Annotated in this window: 15 protein-coding genes; 6 read left to right on the forward strand and 9 right to left on the reverse strand. The window is 61.3% G+C overall.

All coding sequences use genetic code 11. The features are described from left to right. The 6 genes from EYB53_RS07260 to EYB53_RS07285 all read left to right on the forward strand — a co-directional run. A partial coding sequence (locus EYB53_RS07260) for a hypothetical protein (protein ID WP_205712603.1) occupies positions 1 to 267 on the forward strand: 267 nt, incomplete at its 5' end. Between the two features lie 29 nt (positions 268 to 296). Then, entirely contained in the window at positions 297 to 986 is a 690-nt protein-coding gene (locus EYB53_RS07265) for a hypothetical protein (protein ID WP_135477538.1), read from the forward strand. A 133-nt stretch (positions 987 to 1119) separates the two neighbouring features. Beyond that, on the forward strand, positions 1120 to 2850 hold the full coding sequence (locus tag EYB53_RS07270) for an McrB family protein (protein WP_135477539.1): 1731 nt from the start codon (positions 1120 to 1122) through the stop codon (positions 2848 to 2850). 70 nt (positions 2851 to 2920) lie between these two features. Further along, positions 2921 to 3637, forward strand: a complete 717-nt coding sequence (locus EYB53_RS07275) for a diacylglycerol/polyprenol kinase family protein (protein ID WP_135477540.1) — start codon at positions 2921 to 2923, stop codon at positions 3635 to 3637. A gap of 14 nt (positions 3638 to 3651) precedes the next feature. After that, the gene (locus tag EYB53_RS07280) at positions 3652 to 4035 is read left to right on the forward strand and encodes an STAS domain-containing protein (RefSeq protein ID WP_097654980.1); all 384 of its coding nucleotides are present in this window, start codon (positions 3652 to 3654) and stop codon (positions 4033 to 4035) included. Then, a complete protein-coding gene (locus EYB53_RS07285) occupies positions 4022 to 4426 on the forward strand; it encodes an anti-sigma regulatory factor (RefSeq protein ID WP_135477541.1) in 405 nt (134 codons plus the stop codon). Before EYB53_RS07280 ends, EYB53_RS07285 begins: the two co-directional genes overlap by 14 nt. 57 nt (positions 4427 to 4483) lie before the next feature. Here EYB53_RS07285 and EYB53_RS07290 read toward each other — a convergent pair whose 3' ends face one another. The 9 genes from EYB53_RS07290 to EYB53_RS07330 form a co-directional block, all read right to left on the reverse strand. Then, complete coding sequence (locus tag EYB53_RS07290) at positions 4484 to 6628, reverse strand: hypothetical protein (protein ID WP_135477542.1); 2145 nt, start codon at positions 6626 to 6628, stop codon at positions 4484 to 4486. A gap of 15 nt (positions 6629 to 6643) precedes the next feature. Beyond that, positions 6644 to 7867, reverse strand: a complete 1224-nt coding sequence (locus EYB53_RS07295) for a glycosyltransferase family 4 protein (RefSeq protein ID WP_135477543.1) — start codon at positions 7865 to 7867, stop codon at positions 6644 to 6646. 7 nt (positions 7868 to 7874) lie between these two features. Further along, positions 7875 to 8690 (reverse strand): GDSL-type esterase/lipase family protein, encoded by an 816-nt coding sequence (locus EYB53_RS07300; protein ID WP_135477544.1) that lies wholly within the window; start codon positions 8688 to 8690, stop codon positions 7875 to 7877. 184 nt (positions 8691 to 8874) lie between these two features. Next, positions 8875 to 9984 carry a glycosyltransferase family 4 protein gene (locus tag EYB53_RS07305; protein ID WP_135477545.1) on the reverse strand — a complete coding sequence of 370 codons (1110 nt, stop codon included), beginning with the start codon at positions 9982 to 9984 and terminating at the stop codon, positions 8875 to 8877. A gap of 3 nt (positions 9985 to 9987) precedes the next feature. Further along, the gene (locus tag EYB53_RS07310; RefSeq protein ID WP_135477546.1) at positions 9988 to 12291 is read right to left on the reverse strand and encodes a glycosyltransferase family protein; all 2304 of its coding nucleotides are present in this window, start codon (positions 12289 to 12291) and stop codon (positions 9988 to 9990) included. Next, positions 12292 to 14487: a hypothetical protein gene (locus tag EYB53_RS07315; protein ID WP_135477547.1), complete on the reverse strand. Its 2196-nt coding sequence runs from the start codon at positions 14485 to 14487 to the stop codon at positions 12292 to 12294. 84 nt (positions 14488 to 14571) lie between these two features. Continuing rightward, a complete protein-coding gene (locus EYB53_RS07320; protein WP_135477548.1) occupies positions 14572 to 16227 on the reverse strand; it encodes a polysaccharide biosynthesis C-terminal domain-containing protein in 1656 nt (551 codons plus the stop codon). A 4-nt stretch (positions 16228 to 16231) separates the two neighbouring features. Next, positions 16232 to 17071 carry a class I SAM-dependent methyltransferase gene (locus tag EYB53_RS07325; RefSeq protein ID WP_135477549.1) on the reverse strand — a complete coding sequence of 280 codons (840 nt, stop codon included), beginning with the start codon at positions 17069 to 17071 and terminating at the stop codon, positions 16232 to 16234. 68 nt (positions 17072 to 17139) lie between these two features. Beyond that, positions 17140 to 19248 (reverse strand): hypothetical protein, encoded by a 2109-nt coding sequence (locus EYB53_RS07330; RefSeq protein WP_135477550.1) that lies wholly within the window; start codon positions 19246 to 19248, stop codon positions 17140 to 17142. Between the last annotated feature and the right edge of the window lie 46 nt (positions 19249 to 19294).

The following is a 19294-nucleotide window of genomic DNA, read 5'->3' on the forward strand; positions in this document are numbered from 1 at the left end:
GTGCCCCTACGCGGGGCACGGCGGGGGCACGGGCAAGCCGTGCCCCTACGTGGGGCGGGGGCGCGGCGGTCGGGGCACGGCGCCGCCGTGCCCTTCCTTCCATGGGGCATGGCGGCGGGCCGGTGGGGGCACGGCGGCACCGTGCCCGTACGTGGGGCACGGCGTGGGGCACGGCGGCACCGTGCCCGTACGTGGGGCACGGCGGTCGGGGCACGGCGCCGCCGTGCCCGTACTTTGATGCCCATGGCAACCGTTCCCCGTGTATAATAGGAGGTATACAAGAGAAGGAATGCTCCATGTTGACGTATGAGAATTTTGTGGCGGTGTTGCTCGGGGCGATTGAACGATCGGGGCTGAACATCGCGTATACTCAAGAATTGATCGATACCCACGCCCTGGGGCGTAGTTTGAGTATTACCTGTTTGCCCGATGGGGTCGAAGATGATCAAGGCCCCGAAGAACCCTCTCTGCGGGCAGTGGTGGCGTTTCGCTGGTCTCCTGAGTTTACGGTCTTTTCGTTGCGTGGTGCCGATTCGCTTGATGATATCGAGCGTTTTGTTGATGAGCGCCTCTTTGCTCGGTCGCGTACGGGGCCGTCGCTTGATGTTGAGGTCATCTATTACCTGCCGCTGACGCCGCTGCAACAGCGTGATGTCGCTGCACTGCCGTTGCTCGCCCATGCGGTCCAGGAGTTGCACGGGACGCTGGTTGAAGAGCACGAGGTGATGCGTGTTGATGGGGTGCTGGCCTTTGATGTCGATGGCATGGCTCGGGTGCAGGGCGTTTCGGCGCTGCGGCTCTGGAGCCTTGATGATGCGCTCTATGATGTGGAGTTGCTCGCGCTGACGTTTGAGGAGTTGTGTACTGAGTTGCACGCGATGCTTGAGTTGCTCTATGCTCAGTTTGGTCCACCTGAGGGTAGTGAGCCGCAAAGCTTCGACTCGTTTGGCTCTGATCGCCGCTATTTCAAGCCTCCTACGGCTTAGATGCAATCCTTTTTAAAAAAGACGAGTTTTTTGACGCAGAGACGCAAAGGCGCAATGTTTCTGATGTCAGGCATGCCAATTCATAGCGCTTTGGTGGCGCTGCATGAGCGTATGCGAAAAGTATTGAGCCTAGATGAGTAGTCTGTTTCCTCGCGAGGCGCTGGCTTCGCTGCGTACCGATGGTGCCGCTGAACGCTGGGTGGCTGTGCAGACGTTGCTGCATCCGGTGCTTGCAGCGCTTGCCGAGCAGATCGCTGCGGTCGCTGCGCAGCGCTACCCGCGTTTCTGGCCCCTCTATGAGGTGAGTTTCAAGAGCCAGCGCTATCTCCATCGTGGTCGTGGCCGCCGCGATGCGATCAGTGATTACTGGGTGGCCTTTGATCGTCCGCCGCGAGGCGCTGGGGTGCTGCTTGCGGTCAGCGGTCGCGAAGAGGCGATTCTGATTGGCTTGCAGCTCTGGCGGGTGCGCAAGCCCGATCTTGCGCGGGTCTGGGAGACCGGGCGGGCGGTCTGGCTGCCCCTGGTCGAGCGTGTTGCGCACGAGGGCCAGGCTCGCTTTGCGCCGCACCACGCCGAGGTTGGTGTTCCAGGGGCCGATGGTGAACCGGCGCCGCTCTGGCTTGAACGCTATCTTGCGTCCCGCCGCGCCAATTATCTCTGGGCCGGGTTTGTCTATCCCTGGGCCACCATGCCGGACGATCTTGCCCAGCGCCTGACGGATGATGTGCTGGCCCTTGTCTTGCTCAATGAAGCGGTGATGGAACAGGCCGAGACGCACGCCCCAACTGGGGCACTGCGCGTGCGCGAAATGCGGCAGCCGTATCTGCCGCAGGGTTTGCCCCCGATCGAGGTGATCGCTGAACGGGTGCGCCAGGATGGCTTTGCACTGGATGATGTGACCTTGCGAGCCTATCATATTGCGTTGCAGACACGCCCGCTGGTGATTCTGCCCGGGATCAGCGGTACCGGCAAAACGCGTCTGACCCGCCGCTATGCCGATGCAGTCTATGGCCTGGGTGATGGGCAGTCGAATCCCTATTACCTGCTTGTTGCTGTGCAACCTGACTGGCATAATGCCCGCGATCTGCTGGGGTACTACAATGCGCTGACCGGCCAGTACCACGCGACCCCGTTTCTCCGCTTTCTTTTGCAGGCTGCCGCCGATCCGCAGCAGTTCTACTATGTCTGCCTCGATGAGCTCAATCTGGCCCGTCCCGAATATTATCTGGCCCCGATCCTGTCGGCGATGGAGACCGTGGAAGGCCTGTTTGACCTGGGGGTACCAGTTGACGAGGTGGCACTGGTGGGCGGCGGGGTGGTACGCAATCCTGTGCGCTTGCCGACGAATCTGCGCCTGATTGGCACGGTCAATGTTGATGAGAGCACCTTTGCGCTGAGCGATAAAGTACTCGACCGGGCGAATGTGATCGAATTGACCGAAGTTGATCTCGACCGATTTCGTGCGACCTACCCCGCCCCGCTGGATGATCAGCTCTGGGCGTTGCTGGTTGCAGTGCAGCGCATCCTCACCGACGCTGGCCAACCCGTAGGCTATCGCACCCTGGCGGCGATGCTCCAGTTTATAACGCAGGCGAGCGGAACCCTGTCGGTGCAGCAGGCGTTTGACCTGCAACTCAAACAGAAAATCTTGCCGCGTCTGCGTGGTGAAGATAGCCCCCGGCTTCGGCGGGCGCTGACCGAACTCTTGAGTTTCTGCCTTGGGCTTGAGACTGCCCAGTGGGGGCGCGCCAACCGGATTAGCCCTGCGCAACTGGCGGCGGCCCTCTATCCGGCAAGTGCCAGCAAACTACAGCGCATGCTCGAACGCCTTGATCAGGATGGGTTCACTGATTTTTATAGCTGATTTTGACGTGTGGCGTTGAAGGCAGTATGATTGCGGCAGGCGCAACCTTCCTTTTGCAGGGTAGACTCGTATGACCACACGTGATTGGATTGCTTTAGGTGTCTCGTATGTATACGCCGGGGGGCTTCTCTTTCTTGCCGAGGCGGTGCGCCGTTGGCGGGGCTATCCGCAAGACTTCACCCGCAAGATCGTTCATATTGGTGCCGGGATGTGGGTCTTTGGGGTACTCGCCCTTTTTGACACCTGGTATATCGGTATTATCCCGTTTGCGACCTTTATTTTCATCAACTATATTCTGTGGCGCTACAAAGTGCTTGGTGCGATGGATGCCGAGGATAGTACCCCAGGTACCGTCTATTTTGCCCTTGCGATCACGATCCTCTTTGTCGCCTTCTGGCGAACCGATTCGCCGGATGATCGCGGCTATATTGCCGCCGCTGGCACGATGGCAATGACCTGGGGTGACTCGATGGCCTCGTTGCTCGGGCGACGTTTTGGCCGTCATAAGTATACGGTCTTGGGTAGTACGCGTTCGTTTGAGGGGTCGGCCGCGATGCTGGTGGCGAGTACGCTTGCGATGTTCCTGACCCTCTTGCTTGTCCCTGGTTCGACGCTGTCGCCATTAAGTGTGCCCCTCGGTGCGGGCATGGCCTTGACTGCCGCGTTTGCGGGGGCCTTGGTGGCAACGGTTGCCGAAGCCGTTTCGCCCGCTGGAACCGACAATCTGAGTGTGCCCCTGCTCGCCGGGGCGATGATCTTTCTCGCGCTTGTCTTGTCGGGCATGTAACAAGGGAGTTGCAGTTGGATAGCCTGCGCATACCGATCCTCAAAATTGGGGACATCCTGATCGCCTCCATTCAGGTTTCGTTGCATGATGCCTCGGCGGTGCAGTTCAAAGATGATCTGTTGCAGAAGATCTATGATACGCGGGCACGCGGGGTGATCATTGACTTGACGGCGCTTGATGTGGTTGACAGTTTCATTGGCCGCCTGATTGCCGATATTGCCGCGATGGCAGGTCTGATGGGGACACGCGTCGTGCTCACCGGGTTGCAACCGGCGGTGGCGATTACCCTGGTTGAGTTAGGTCTTGAGTTGCCACGTGTACTGACAGCCCTGAACCTTGAGAAGGGGCTGAGTATGATGCAGCGCCTAACTGAGGAGAGCGACGATGGCCCAGCCTAAGACGGCGGTCGTCCGCAGCGATCTTGATATTGTCATTGCGCGCACGATGGCGCGTGATCTGGCCAAGGCGATGAGCTTTGGAGCCATTGATCAGGCGCGTATTGCCACTGCGGTGAGTGAACTCGCCCGTAATATTTTTCTCTATGCCGGTACTGGAAAGGTGACTGTCAAAGAGATTGATAAGAGTGGGCGAAAAGGCATTGAAATTGTGTGCGAAGACCAGGGCCCTGGGATTCCTGATGTCGATCTGGTGATGCAGGATGGCTATAGTACCTCGCGTGGTATGGGCATGGGCCTCCCCGGGGCACGCCGCTTGATGGATGAGTTTGATCTGAAATCCCAGGAGGGCGTTGGGACAAGGATTACATGCCGTAAGTGGAAGAGTTCATAGTTCACGCGTGCGGTCCTGCTTGTGCTGGCCCGCACGCGTGAACTGAGGTGTATCTATTTACTGGCACGGGGCGTGTGCGCCTGATGTGAGAACGGGGAGCATTGGGACGAAGGGGACGCCTCCTTCGGTGGTGGCGAGGGCGAGGCGGCTCACTGCGAGGCTGATGGTGCGCCCTTCGGGGGCGAGGGACGCAGGGCTCGCGAGTTCGAGAGTGGTTGTGCCGGGTGGCATGAGAACGCGGATGACGCGATAGGCCCCTGTCGGGATACCGGTGCTCGCGATGGGTTGCCCATCAAGCTGTAGGGTAAGGGGGCGGTCTTCCCCATATGCTGTTGCTTCGAACTGCGCAAGCACCGGGGTGCTCCAGGCTGCCAGCATGCCGAGCCGTGCGCTTGCGCCCATCCAGCGCCAGATGCGCTGGGCGTCGCCTTCGGGTGCAAACCAGTCTTCGTTGTGTGGGTAGAGCCCCGGATGGGCGTAGGTCGGGTCGATCCGGTAGAAGCGCAGGGTTTCGTCGGCGTCGATGAGGCTGATGCCTGGCACGTCGAGGCTGCTGCCGAGCAGTTCGGCGTCGCTGGCGCTGAGGCCTTGCGCTTCGAGGGTGGCGTAGGTGATGCCAAGTGCGGCCAGGTCGCCGGCCAGGTTTGCGCTGAAGGTGTCGTTGCTCAGCGGGGTGCGGTGCCAGACGCTGGCAAACGCTGAGGCGTGTTCTGCTGGCCGATAGTCGGGTGTGCGCGCCAGGTAGCCCCCGGCGAGCGGGCGGCCGTGACAGATCTGGTTGAGCATTTGCTGGCTGGCGTTGGTGCGTACCGGTAGTTCGATGATCGCCCCCGGCACTGGCTCGGCCTGCAACAGTTCGGCGTAACGCGGGTCGCTGCGGATCGGCACGATTGCCCACGGGGCGACCAGGTATTCGACGATGATCAGGCCGACAATAAGGATCGGGGCGACGAGGCCTCGCCCGCGTTGCATCAGCAGTTGCAACCCAAGCCCGGCGACGAGCGCGATCGGCAAGAGCGCCAGCGCCACAAAGAGGCTCGGGCGGCTCGCGTTGCGAAAGGGCGTGACCAGGTCGAGCAGCAGGAACGGCAGCGGGAGGCCGGTATGCCAGTCACTAACTTTAAGCTCGGGGCCGAGCGCGAGGATCAGCAGGACGATGGTCAAGCCGAGCCACGGCCACGTCTGCCGCCATGCCTTCACCAATGCGTAGAGCATCAGGCCAAGCACGCCAAGGCCAAAGGTGGCCCCGATCTCGACGCCAATCGGGTGCCACGCCTCAAGGGTTTGGCTGGCCCACGGCCCCCAGAGCGGGTGCAGCATATTGAGGGGTATTAGGTCAACCAGCGCCATGCTGTGAAAAACCTGCACCTCGTACCAGTTGCGTACCGTATTGGCCCCGAGACGATCCAGCGGCCAGACATAGAGCAGCAAGGTGGCGGCCCAGATGGCCGCGATGCCAATGGCAACGGCGAGTCGCCGCCGGCGTATTGCCCAGTCACGGGTCAGGATCAGCACAAGACCAACATGGAAGAGCGAATAGACGGCGCTGAAGAGGCCGTAGTATTGCGCCGAGAGCGTCGTCAGCAGCAGGGCACCGGCGGCGGCCAGCGTTGCCGTGATCGTCTGGTGTTCGAGTGCGTGCATGAGCATCAGCACATAGACCGGCAACCACTGCATGGCGATCAGTTCCATCGAGCCGCCGAGAATGCGTTGCAAGTGGTACGGCGAGGCGATGACCACGAACCCGGCAAGCAGCGCCGGCAGCAGAGTGAGCCCGCCGGCCCGTGCGAGCCGGTAACTGGCGTAGCCCCCGATCGCAAACGAGAGCAGCGTCACCGTATTGAACCCGGCGACGGGGCCGAAGCCCGCAATCATCGGCCAGACCATCACCGCACTGGGCATACTCACCGGTTGCCAAAAGAGGTCGACACTCTGCGGAAAGAAGAGATAGCTGGTCAAAAAGAGCGGCCAGCGCTGGCTGATGGCGGTATAGCCCCACCAGAGGTTCCAGATGCCCTGACCTGAATCGACGGGTACGCCGCCCTTCTGGATCACGCCATGCCCCCACGAGAGCACCATCGGCCAGGTGAAGATCACGCCGACCAGCAGAAAGCCGAGCAACACACCGAGCCGTCTGAGCAACGGTTCAGCAGGTGCCACTGCGGTGAGTGGGAGGGTAGCGGGTGTCGTCTCGCGGGCCAACGTGATCTCCTCAATCTACAATCTGAAATGGGATAACTGCTCATACAAATGTTCAAGATTGGCCGCGAGCAGGTCGTCGCCATAGCGGGCCAGCGCCTCGCGGCGGCCCTCGGTGGCGAGCCGACGCCCAAGATCCGGTTCGCGCAACAGGCGGATGATCGCCGCTGCCAGCGCCTCGACATCGCCGTATGGCGTCAGCAAGCCGGTGCGTTCGTGGCTAATCACCTCGTTGCAGGCGACGACATCGGTGGTGATCACCGGCGCCTCGGCGAGCAAGGCTTCGATCAATGGGATGCCAAAGCCTTCGTAGCGACTCGGCGCAACAACAACGGCGGCTTCGCGCAGCAGACGCAGCTTCTCGGCTTCGCTGACCCTGCCACGCACGTCGAGGTGCGCGGTGACGCCACCGGCCTCGGCGAAGCGCCGCAGTTCGGCGGCCCCGGCTTGGTTGTGGCTCACCATAATGCACCGTACATCCGGGATGGTCTGCACGACCGTCGGCAAGGCGCGGACGAGCAGATCAAAGCCTTTGCGGGGCACGAGTTGGCCAATGAAGAGGATCGTCGGGTGCGTCGTCTTTGCCGCGGGCGCTGTGTTGGCAAGCAGATCGGCGTAGAGCTTGAAATCGAGCGCGTTGGGCAGCACGCTGATCTTGGCTGCCTCGACGCCGAGCTTGCTCAGCAGGTCGCGTTCACCGTGCGAGAGGGCGACGAGGTGGTCTACGTGTAGCAGCGGCGCATGAATGAAGTAGTTGCGGAATGCTCGTCGTGGGTAGGCCCCTCGCGCCAGGGATCTGAGCAAACGTTGCGGCGTGGTGAGCAGGTTTTCGTAGCGTAACGGCGCTTCGAGTGGGCGCTCGCGGTCAACCACCAGATCGCCGTCGTGCAGCAGGCCATGCACCGTCAGCACCGTCGGAATACCGAGACGCCGCGCTGCCAATACGGTCTGATAGCCGAGCAGGCTGCGCAGATGGTGCAGATGGATGACATCAGGGCGTGTCTCGACCAGCAGGCGCAGCAAAGACGTTGGCGCAACAAAGCCAAGCGTTGGCGCACGATGCACCGCGATGCCCCCGTCGAGCCAAGCGCAACGCGGCGTCTGGCCAGGATACCGCCGGTCGTGGTACTCGTGCGCGACAACGGTATGGCCGCGCCTGAGCAGCGCCCGCGCCTGGATCTGCTCGGGCCGACTGGGAAACGCCGGGTCAAACCCGTAGGTTGTGACGATCAGAATACGCATAAAGTGTCTACTCAAACCCCGAGGCAAGCCAGGCTGCTTCGGCGAGCCGGGCCTGGCCGCGGGCGCTCAGGTGAAAATAGTCGACGGGCGACACATCGGCGGCGGTCAACTCGCTTGCAAAGACGACGCCGTTATCGTAGCGACACCGGGGCGTGCTGGCACAGACCTCGCCGAGCACCGCGTTGTACTCGGCGACGCGCTGGCGCACCCGCTCGCGTCGGGCAACATCCTCGGTGGCCTCCGAACGCGGCTCGGCCAGGGCCGACGGACAGACGGCAAAGGTCTCCCACACTAGGAGGGCACGACGGTCGTTGCGGAAGAGGGGCAGCAGACGAGTCGGATCAGGGATGCTCATCACCAGGAGGCTCGTCTGGGGCGACTGCTCGCCGAGTTGCGTGAGCGCCGTGGCGAACTGGGTGCGAAACGTCGCGACGGGCGTCATCGCTGCTTCGCTGGAGGCACAGGCATCATTGCCGCCCATCATCACCGTCACATACTCGACCTCCAGGGCCGACGCAATGGACAACTGAGTTGGCAGATCGGCCATGCGTGCCCCGACGCGGGCCAGGTTATAGACATTGCCAGCCAGGGCCGGGTTGCGGGTGGCCAGGCGGAGCGCCACACTATTCACCGAAGGATGGCCGCCAGTCGCCCAGGCATAGGCCGTATTATCGCCAAAATAACGCGGCCCCGCCCCAAAGCCCTGGCTCAGCGAATCGCCTGTAGCGGCAAGTGAATTGGGTAGCTGCGTTTGCGCCTGTACCGCAACGGGGAGTTGCGCCAGGATGACAAAGACGATGATGATCAAGAAAAATCGAGACAAAAGAGAGCCTCCTTATCATACTATGTATGCCGTGCTGCGTCAGCAGTGTGTCAACGAAGTTTTCTACTCTGTTGCGGAGTTCAGCCGGCTAAAGCCGGCACTCCAGAATACCAGAAGGGAGTGCCGGCTTCAGCCGGCTAAAGCCGGCACTCCAGAATACCAGGAAATGTAGTTGACAGACGAGTCAGATCTTCCGATACACGTTCTCGACGCGATCCGTCACGGCGGACCAGGCAAACTGGGCGGCCCAGGCTGGGGCTGCGACGGCCATTGCGGCCCGGCGAGCCGGGTCGTCGAGCAGGCTCTGCACGGCTACGGCGAGCGCCTCGGGGTCACGCGGGGTGACGAGCAAACCGGTGCGGCCTTCATCCACCACTTCGGGAAAGCCTCCGAAACGCGAGGCGACCACAGGTAACCCACACGCCTGCGCTTCGACCAGACCAATGCCAAAGGTTTCGCTGGCGTGACTGGTTGCCACCAGCAGATCCACGCTGCGGTAGAGTTGCGGCAACGTCTGGCGTTCGAGGGCACCGAGGAAATGGACGCGGGCCTGGAGATTCAGTTCGTGGGCCAAGTCTTCGAGCGCCTGGCGTTCTTCGCCGTCGCCGGCGATCAGCAGATGGGCCGTGGGCATCTGCGCGAGCGCATGGATCGCCGTGGCGACGCCTTTCCAGGGTTGCAGGCGCCCGACAAAGAGTAGCAGCGGGGCTCCGGTTGGGAGGCCGAGGCGCTCGCGCAGCGCGAGATCGGCTGGCCCTGGCTGAAAGAGGTTCAGGTCAATGCCGTTGAAGATCACCTCGGGCATCTGCGTATATCGGCGGGCCACCGTTTCGGCATTGAAGCGCGAACACGAGACCGCCCCGTCGAGGTGACGGGCCAGCAGGCGGTCGCCCCGATAGAAATCTTCGCCGTGACAGCCGAGCAAGACCTTTGCCCCGCTGAAGCGGCGGGCGAGCAGCGCTGGCCCCATGTCGTACGGTTTCTGCAGGTGAATGATATCGTAGCCGCCCCGGATCAGTTCGGGCAGCGCCGCCACGGCCATACTCAAGCGCTCGAGCAACTTCGCCTCGGCATAGGCCCGTCGCAACAACGGCAAGGCCTGAAACCAGGCGCGTGGCACAAAAGGAAAGGTCAGCACGCGCACCCCCGGCGCAGGCTCGCGTCGCGAACCAACGCCGCCGATGATCGTCACCGCGTGCCCGCGCTGCGCCAATTCGCGGGCAAGATCCCAGACAAAACTCTCGACCCCACCGAATTTTGTTGTCGTGGTTAAATTATAGAGCGCAATTCGCATTGTTTACCACGCTGTATTCAAAAGCATCTTGATCACGGCTCCCTGAGCAAAAAAGAGCAACGGAAAGAGCCATGCTCGCCACTGGCGTTGACGGGCCTCGCCTTGCAGCGCATAGTGAGCCAGCACGACCGCCAGCAACGGATAGGTAAAGCCCCAGATCCGTTCGACTTCGCGGTTGAAGAGCCCGCCGACCCACATGCCAAGCACGCAAAACGCCGTGCTGAGCAAAACCAGATCGAACGGGTTCAGTGGCTCGCGCCCCTGTAGGCGTCGGCTGCCCGCGATGATCAGCGCCGCAAAAGCCCCCATGCCCCACGGGGCCAGATACCAGAAATAGGGGCCGATGTTTGCGCCAAGATACTTGACATAAAAAGCAAAATTCGGTGGCAAGAACGCCTGGTCAACGGGGCCTTCGATCAACTGTTTGCCGACCACGGGCGCATTGATCGCCGTTGCCTCACGCGAGGCTTCAATGATGTTAAAGCCTGAGACGAGGTAGATCAACAGATAAAAACTGACCAGCACCACCCCAGCGAGCACACTCTGGCGGAGCATATGCCGCACAAGTGGCCCAAGGGAGGGTCGCCCTTCGGCGTGCCAGGCGCGTATCAGGCTCAGGATCACCGCAGCGACGCCGAAAAAGAAGAGCTGCGTGGCGACATACGAGAAGAAGACCCCAAGCGCCGCGAGGCTGCCGGCCAGCAACGCCATCCACGGCTTGGCGTTGCGCTCGAGCGCAAAGAAGAAAGCCACCGCCGTCAATGCATTCAACGCATTGAAGACGCCGTCCATCGAGGTGACGCTGTAGACGAGGTGGCCCGGCATAGCTACAAAGATCGCCCCGGCAACCAGCGCCAGCCGTGGCCCCCCGAGCTTCCAGCCAAGCCAGAGCGCCGCAGCGGCGCTCAGCGCACTCAAGATGATCGCCAGCCAGCTCGTTGCCACCGCACCTGGCCCGAAGATCTGCTCGACTCCCCAGAGTAACAGCACGCTCCCTGGGGGATGGTTGCTATTGTGGAGCGCCATGTCCGGCGCTTCTTCCACATAACGCCCGAGAAAGCCGATTGGATCACCGGCGACCCGCCAGGTATCCTGCTGATAGTCGTACTCGCTGTCGCGAAAGACCTCATAGAGCGAGTCGTGCCCGAGCACCGTCACTTCGAGGGCAACGGGTACCAGCACGGCCCCCAGCAGCACCAGCGCTGCCCCGAGGCGAGCCATCCGTGCGCCTTGCAGCGAGAGACGCATCACCAGCCAGAGCCAGCCAACAAAGAGCAGTGTCGGCAGGATCACCAGCCATGTCCAGTAGGGTTCGGGATAGACGCCGGCCTTGAGTGGCCAGACGCTATGGTGCCCATTGGCGCGTTGCACCAGATTGATCCCGCCCACGAGCATGATGCTCCAGAACGCCATGCCAAGCAGATCGCGTTGCAGCAGACTCAGCGTTGGTTTGGCACCAGTGATGCTGCGCACACCAAGCAACCCGGCGACAGCCCCAGCCAGCCCCAGGGCGACCGGGATTTGCATCCGTACCACGCCCGGCCCGGCAGGGACAAGCCCGGTTGCCACGGCCATGCCATAGGCAACGATGCCACCAGCGACGATCACCCCGGCGACCCAGACGGGCGTGCGTAACAAGCGCATCAGCCAGAATGCGGCAAACGCGAGCGCCAGATTGACGATGATCTGGCTGACGGCAGGCGTCACCGGCCCGGCGATCGGCAAATGAATGCCGGTAAAGCTAAAAAACTGCACGCCCAGGGCACGGTTATTATTTGGATCGAGCACCGTGGGACTCTCGATGGTCAGGCAGAGATCCGCCCCCGCTTGCTGGTCGCCGCCGGTGAGCAGCGTATAGTGGCGGGGCTGGGGCGGCAGCGCAATCGGCACTCCAGGACCGTTGCCGGGCCGCAGCGTTGCCGTCTCGATCCCCAGGGGCAAGGCATACGCCCCTGAGATCTGCGTTGTGACCAGACTCCGCGCTGCGCTGCCAGCATGGGGCACACAGACCTCACCGGCGCCATCGGTCCAGCGAAAAAGACCCGCCTCGCTCTCCTCAAAGTTGAGCAGACCATCGTAGAGCCCCGGTGTACTGGAGATCGCCGGAATCCGCATGGGCGTATCGGTCTGAAAGCCGGCCCACGAAAGCAGGATGACCAGCACCACCAGGCCAGCCTGGATCAGCAGGGCCGTGATGTTGACGCGTAGCTTGCCTTTAGCGACAGACTGCGTCTGGCCCGGCTCGCTTGCCTCGTTGGCTGCGGGATCGGCGTGTGGCGTGCGGCGCTCCTCAGAAAGAGACTCCATTTATGGCGTACTCCTGAACATCAGATCAACCTCTTCTGCCTGAAGTGTTCCGCTCGTTGCACTTCGCAAGACAACCTCAGTCTTGCCTGCCTCAAGGTCAAGGGGCACCTGCACCGTCTGGCGACCCGCTTCAAGCGGGATCGTCGTGAGCGTTGTTGCGCCGGTCGCAACTTGAAGACTCTCGGCGGCAGGTACGGTCACGGTCAGCGTCAGCGTTACCTGACGCGGCTTGGCACTATAGATCACGATCGTAGCAGCATCCGCTTGCATTGTCCGCACGATCTGCGTACCGTCTTCCTCGGGTGCCTCCCAGCCCTCACCGATGCCAAGAAAGGGCAACGGATCGCTCGGTGGCACAACGCGATAGGTCAGCACGGCCCCAGCTGGTTCCTGATCGCCGAGCGTCAGCGGGCGGAGCAAGCCCGAGGCACTGCGGGCATCAGAGGCAACAAAGGTCGCCCCCTCGCGGCGCGGCTCGGCCCCGCCTGCCGCCGCCTGGGCGACTTCTTGCATCGGCGTAAATTGCAGCGCCCCGCCTGCGGAATGGATCATGACATATCGAATATCAAAGTAATCAAAGAGGCTGGCAGCAATCGTCGGCATATCTTGCGCAATGATATCCGGGGCCGGCTCGGCATAGGCGAACATTCGGATCAGCGGCAACTCCTCCAGAATGGTATACGGCATCCGCCGCGATGTATAGCCTCCGACCAGCGGTTTTTCGTGGATGATCTGGTAGAGCATATAAAACGGGCTGGTTGTATAGTAAAACGGAGCCTCAAGAAGCGCAAAGTCATCTGGATCGGCGGCCAGTTCGTGATAGATGCTGGGAATATAGATGCCAACGATCGGAAAGGGCACCGTCAGATTGTCGATCACCAGCAGCACGATCAGGGCTGGGATCAAAATCCACGCCGCAATCCCTGCCCGTCGTTGCGCTTTGCGCGGTTCGCTGTTCGCCGTCGTGGCACCGTGCCTGCCCGTCAAGAGCCAGAGCGTGCCATAGGCGGCGAGCATCGCCAGCGCCAGCACGGCCAGCACCATAAAGCGGATCGGGTAGCGAAAGATGCCGACCAGCGGCAACTCAAAGAGGAGCGTGGCCGGCAGCGGGATACCGCTTTGCCAGCCCGCAACCTGGAGCACTGGCCCCAGCGCGAGCACGATAAAGAGCACCATGCTCACCAACCAGAAAAGACTCTCGCGCCCGCGCAGCCCCAACAGTGCCAGGAGCAATGCGATCACCCCCAGATATGCGGTCTTATTCTGGATATGGGTATTGGCTTTGTACGCCTGGGCTTGCTCGGCGAAGGTGCCCCAGATCGGGTGGATCTGACTCGGAATGACGAGATCGGCCAGGTCGACGGACTGTTCGCGGCGAAAATCGGGGCCACCTTCGGTCGCCGCCGTAGGCGTGACCGCAGCAATGCGGGCCGTCGCGATAATCAGGGGCGAGGTCAGCACCAGCGCAACAACCACCGCTCCAACAAGGGGCAGGATTGCACTGATTCGGCCCATAACGCCACTGGCTCTGGACTGAGCTTGCATCTGGCTGGTACCTGGGGCAAAGAGCATCCAGAGCGCGTACCAGCCTGCCCAGATCAGGGCAAAGAGAAAATATTGCCAATCGGCGAGCATATTCAGCGCCAGCGCTGCCCCGGCCAACACGATCATCACCAGCGAGGGCCTGCGGTAGGCGTAGCGCAACATCAGCACCGCCAGCGGCAACGGCCATGCCGCCGTCATATGCGTATGCCCACCGAGCACCTGCGCAAGCAAATAGCCACTGGTCGCAAAAACAACCCCGCCAATCAGCGCGGCCCGACGATCACCAGTCACATCCTCGGCGAGCAGATATGCCAGAAAACCACTCAGCGTCAGATTCAGCAGGATGACAAAATTATACGCCACCGTCAAGCCAAAGAAAAAACTAATAGGAAAACTGATCAAAAAATTGATCGGATTAAGCGTTTGCAGCAACAGGCTCGTGCCTTGCGGATGGTAGAGCATCGGGGTGAAATAGGGATTGATCCCTTCGAGCAGCGCGGTACGCAACCACCACATATTCCACATATTCTGCCAGCTATCAAACGCGTTGCCTGGTACAGCGGCGGTGACATAAGCCGCAAGGGGCCAGGTAAGCAGGATCGCCAGCCCAGCATAGAGCAAAAGCGCTATCAACCTCCATATCAGTCTCATAACAATAGACTCCTACGCAGTATGCCCAGGGTTATGGCCCTACGCGCTGCTGTGCATCGCGCAAATCCTGCCCGATGCATACCTCTACAATATACGCAGCAACCACCGCTTGAGCGGCAGGCGCGTCTGCTCAAGCTGGCGCCGATCTTGTGGGTCGAGGCCGCCGGTGAGCCGTAACACAACCGCAAACAGGGCGGCCCCGGCCACGACCACGGCGAGCACCCAGAGCCCCAGCCAGAGCCGGGTGGCAATGGTTGCATCGTCTGCGGGGATTGGCAGCCAGTCACGCATCAACAGCAGCCCTGCGCCCATCGCCCCAGTCGCCAGGCTCACTCGCAGCGTGAAATTCCACGGCCAGCGCAGCCCCAGCAAACGGTAGCCACTCGCCGTTGCCCAGAAACCCGCGGCGACCCGGGCGCTGCCAAAGGCCAGCGCCACCCCGGTGATGCCCAGGATCGGCGGCAACCAGAGCGCCATTGGCACAATGACGACCAGGGTCAATAGACGTGAAACAATGATAATGCCCAGTTTTTCATGCACAATCAGTGCATTATGTGCCGTCGTCAGCAGACACTCAAGAAACAGACACGGCACAAGCACCCAGACAATCGGGGCTGCGTCGAGGTATTGGGGCGACAGTACTTTCAGCGCCGGTGCAGTTAAGAGCACGAGTCCCACGCCACCTGGTACCATCAGCAACACCTGGAGCCGTACGAGCGATTGATAGGCCCCATTCACGGTGCCGCCCTCGCCGGCACGAACACGGGTAAAGAGGGGCACCTGCACGCCGACCATTGGTGTATAGAGGTAACTCAGCGCCATGCGTACCAACGAGGTTCCCGCCCAGAGCAGGGCGACATCGCTGACATCTTGCGCCAGAAAGATCGCAAACCCGGCCCCTGCCACAAAGTCGGTAATCGTCATTAAAAACGACACCCCAGAGTAACGGATAAACCCTGGTGGCAAGGCGGCACGCAAGCTCACTGGTTCGCGTGTGCCGCCGGCAAGCTCTGGCCGCACGCGATCTTCCTCACGCCAGAGCGCGATAACCCGCCACATCCCGCTGATGACCACCAGGGTCGGCGCAATAAGCATCGCCAGCAACACCCCCAGGATATCCCAGCCGGCCAGCAGCGCGGCGGCACTCAGCAGGGGCGGCAACAGTCGTGCCGCCAGATCAATGCTATTCCAGGCCCGTTGGCGAAAAAAGCTCGCCAGGTAGGCCATCAGCATATCGTAGCAGACCCCGAGAAAGAGCAGCACCACGACAGCAACAATAATCAGAACGCTATGATTGGTCAGAAAGTCTAGGGCTGCCGTCTGTGCGCTGCTGTCGAGGCGCGTATCATTTGTTACTTGATCCTGGAGAAAGCCCAGGTACGGCCCACTCATCACGATCAGGCCACCGCTAAAGAGCAAGAGCAAGGCCATCTGGGCGGCAAAAACGATCGTCAGTAGGCGCAAGACCGCCCGTGTACCACCGGCCTGCATCGTCTCGGGAATATACTTTGGCAGGGCGCGTGACGTGCCAAGATCAATCGCCGTCCCTGCGCCATTATTCGTATTGCTAATCAAGGCCAGCAAGCCAAAACTTGCCGGCGAGAGAATATTCAGCTTGAGCAGGTTGGTCACCACTTCGGCAATCATGCGTACCGGCACAAAAAGCGTATTCCAGAAGACCGCATTCGAGACGCGGCTCGCCAGGGAGGGTGGTTTGCTGGTGACAGGATCCGAGGCCATACGCTTAGTCTACCTTTGTGAGGGCAAGTTCAAACATGCCCACATACCAGCGCCGTTGCGCCCGATACGCCACCCCTTCGAGCCCGACCGCCCGCAGCGCCGTCCGCACCGCCCGTCGCGACGCCTTGCGGCTCACAAAGGTGCCGGCCTTCAATTCCGCCTCGCGCAGATCATGGGCGCGAAAGCCATAACGCTTGCAAAGACGTACAAATTCGTTGTAATGAAAATAGTGCATCGCGGACAGGCGCTGCATATCGCGGAACGCTGCGCCTTGCTTGCTGCGTCCGCGCCAGGCAATGATCCGCTCGGCAACCGGGCGCGGCAACCAGTTGATGCCGGCCAGATGATAGTGCGGATCGATCCAGGCACGCCGGTTGATTGCCGTCAGCAGAACCGTGCCGCCGGGGCGCAGCACTCGCGCCAGTTCACCGAGCACCCGGTACGGATCTTGCACATGCTCGAGCACATCCCACGCCGTCACGGCCTCAAAATGGGCCTCAGGGAACGGTAGCGTCTCGCCGGCTGCGTTGAGCACCGGCACATGCAGGTCATAGCGGGCGGCACGCAACGCGATAATTTGGCAATAGGCCGGATTATATTCACAGGCCGTCACCTGCGCCCCTTCACGCGCCGCCGCCACCGCAAATCCGCCCATCCCGGCCCCAAGATCAAGCAGACGCAACCCGGCGAGCGGGCCGACCGTATCGCGCAGCATCGCCAGCCGCTCGTCCTGATACTGCTCCTGATGAAGCCGTCGCTCACGCCATTGCGCATAATCGCGCCGCCACTGCATATGCGTCAACCACGGCTCGATGGCTGTCTCAAGTTCTTGCATTGATCCCATTCCCCGCTTCTCGTGTGTAGGGCGCGCCTGCCCCCATCCCCCGCGTGGAGTGAGCGGTCGCAGACCGCTCACTCCACGCGAAGCTCATACACCGCTATGCCCAGTTCCCGCGGTGTGCCCTCTTCGGGGGTCACGCTGGTGCGTAGTTCAAATTCATGCATGCCTGCTGGTACCTGGATGGTGAAGTGATAGTCCCGCATTTCACGGTGCAGCGGAAAAGACGCGAGCATCTTTTCGCCATTGATAGCCCACAACTCTACCTGTTGACCGTCACTTCGCTCTTTGGCCTGGATCGTCAGGGTCAGCGTGGCCTCTTCGTTGGTCGGATTGACCAGAAAAAAACCGGCCACGCCCTCACTCCAGCGCCACTGGTAGGTCTCATTTTGCTCGAATTCGTGCCATCCTTCACCCAGAAAGACAAAGGGTGCGCAACGATCCTGGTGCAACGGCAGTTCGTAGGCTCGAAACCGTCCATCATCATACCACGGTGTCAGATTCCCCCCGAGACGCGCCATCACCGCCCGCGCCCGGTCTTCGCTACCTTCACGCGTCAGTGCTGGCTCGATCACGACATACCGTAGTTGATAGTAGCACTGCATTGCTGCCAGCGCATTGGCATCGAGGCTGATGATGTCAGCTTCCGGCAAGACCAGCATCCGCCCGAGGTGTTCAGGCAATGGGCTATAGAGCAGCGTTGGGTAATAGGGCGGACGCGCCACGTAGCCGCGCAGGATCGGTTGCCTATGCACAATCTGGTTGATCAGGGTGCGGCTGTTCGTGTTATTTTCGATCGGTAGATCCACCACCACACCTGGTTCCCGTGCGGCGATCTGCGCGTAGACCTCGGCCCGTTCCATCGTCATGGTCGTGCGGATCGGCGGCAAAAGTTCGACAAAAGCGAGCACGCCAATGACGCCCAGCACGATCCCGAAGGTACGTGGGCGCATCCGTTCGCGCATGCGTGCCACCGCGAGCGCCGCAAAGATCGTGAAGACCATGATCGTCAGCACCCCAAACAGATTCGGTCGGCGCGCGGTGGAAAGACCGGGGAGCGCCTGAAGCAGTTGGTACGGCATCGGGATGCCCGTCTCGTTGCCGAGAATGTAGAGGATCGGCCCCATCGCAAAGAGCCAGGCGACGACCGCGACGACCACGAGCCGCCAGTGCTGGCGGCCATACCAGAAGATGCCCAGCAAACCCAGCGCCGAGAGAACCCATCCCGCTGCGGTGTACGAACCTTCGACCATGCCGTAGGGGGCCATCTCGACCAGGAATTGCTCGGCTTGCATTGACCAGAAGGGATGGCGCCCCGATGGGAAAAAGAGCCCCAGCAGATCCGCCGAATAGCCCTGGGTATAGAGTGCCCAGAGATCCAGGGGCAGGTTCGGGTCGCTCAGTTCGTTGCGCAGCATCAGGATCAAGGGGAGCGTGATCAGCAGGGCCAGGCCCCCAAAGAGGCCATAACGCATCATCACACCCAGCGGATGCTCGGCGCGGATCAGGCTCACCACGGCCCACACCACCCCAAAGAGTACCGTGACCAGTGCCCAGTACCAGTCGGTATAGAGCACCGCCCCGAAGGCGAGCGCCGTGATCGGAACGAACCACCAACTCGTCTTGCGACTGAGGTAGATCAGCGCAACTACTGCGAACACAAGCCATTGCATCGTCACAAAATTGAGTTGCCCCGAGTCGAGTTTGGCAACGTGAAACGGGCTTGCCGTCAGCAGCACGCCAGCCACAAATGGCCCCAACACCCCCGGCGCAAAGGCGCGCGCCAGCAGAAAGCCGGCGTATCCCGTCAGCATGATCGCCACGATCGCCGTCACATTATAGGCCGCCACCGGCCCGAGCGTCAGCGTCACCGGGACAGCCGTCAAGACCGCCACCGGATTGATCGTCTGCAACACCATCTGCAAACCCTCGGGATAGTAGAGCAGCGGCGTAAAAAAGGGATTCATCCCATGCTGAACCGCATACCCTGTCCACCAGAAGTTCCAGATATTCTGCGGCGCATCAGGCGTCTTGATATAAAAATAGAGATTATTGCCCGCCGTGAAATAGTGGCTCGGCAGCGACAGAATCGCCGGCCAAGTCAACCACAGCGCCAGGACAGCATACGCCGCGAGGATGCCCAGATGTGTGCGCAGGCGTAATCGTGTAGGTGCTACTTCCATCTTTGCGCCTTTGCGTCTTTGCGTCAAATTATCAGCCAACATGGGC

This window comes from Candidatus Chloroploca mongolica (assembly GCF_004762035.2).
Classification (GTDB): Bacteria; Chloroflexota; Chloroflexia; order Chloroflexales; family Chloroflexaceae; genus Chloroploca; species Chloroploca mongolica.

Bases quoted from the DNA above. Each gene is read 5' to 3' on its own strand.
- EYB53_RS07265 (WP_135477538.1), top strand. From the start codon at position 297: ATGTTGACGTATGAGAATTTTGTGGCGGTGTTGCTCGGGGCGATTGAA.
- EYB53_RS07270 (WP_135477539.1), top strand. From the start codon at position 1,120: ATGAGTAGTCTGTTTCCTCGCGAGGCGCTGGCTTCGCTGCGTACCGAT.
- EYB53_RS07275 (WP_135477540.1), top strand. From the start codon at position 2,921: ATGACCACACGTGATTGGATTGCTTTAGGTGTCTCGTATGTATACGCC.
- EYB53_RS07285 (WP_135477541.1), top strand. From the start codon at position 4,022: ATGGCCCAGCCTAAGACGGCGGTCGTCCGCAGCGATCTTGATATTGTC.
- EYB53_RS07295 (WP_135477543.1), bottom strand. From the start codon at position 7,867: ATGCGTATTCTGATCGTCACAACCTACGGGTTTGACCCGGCGTTTCCC.
- EYB53_RS07305 (WP_135477545.1), bottom strand. From the start codon at position 9,984: ATGCGAATTGCGCTCTATAATTTAACCACGACAACAAAATTCGGTGGG.
- EYB53_RS07310 (WP_135477546.1), bottom strand. From the start codon at position 12,291: ATGGAGTCTCTTTCTGAGGAGCGCCGCACGCCACACGCCGATCCCGCA.
- EYB53_RS07315 (WP_135477547.1), bottom strand. From the start codon at position 14,487: ATGAGACTGATATGGAGGTTGATAGCGCTTTTGCTCTATGCTGGGCTG.
- EYB53_RS07320 (WP_135477548.1), bottom strand. From the start codon at position 16,227: ATGGCCTCGGATCCTGTCACCAGCAAACCACCCTCCCTGGCGAGCCGC.
- EYB53_RS07325 (WP_135477549.1), bottom strand. From the start codon at position 17,071: ATGGGATCAATGCAAGAACTTGAGACAGCCATCGAGCCGTGGTTGACG.
- EYB53_RS07330 (WP_135477550.1), bottom strand. From the start codon at position 19,248: ATGGAAGTAGCACCTACACGATTACGCCTGCGCACACATCTGGGCATC.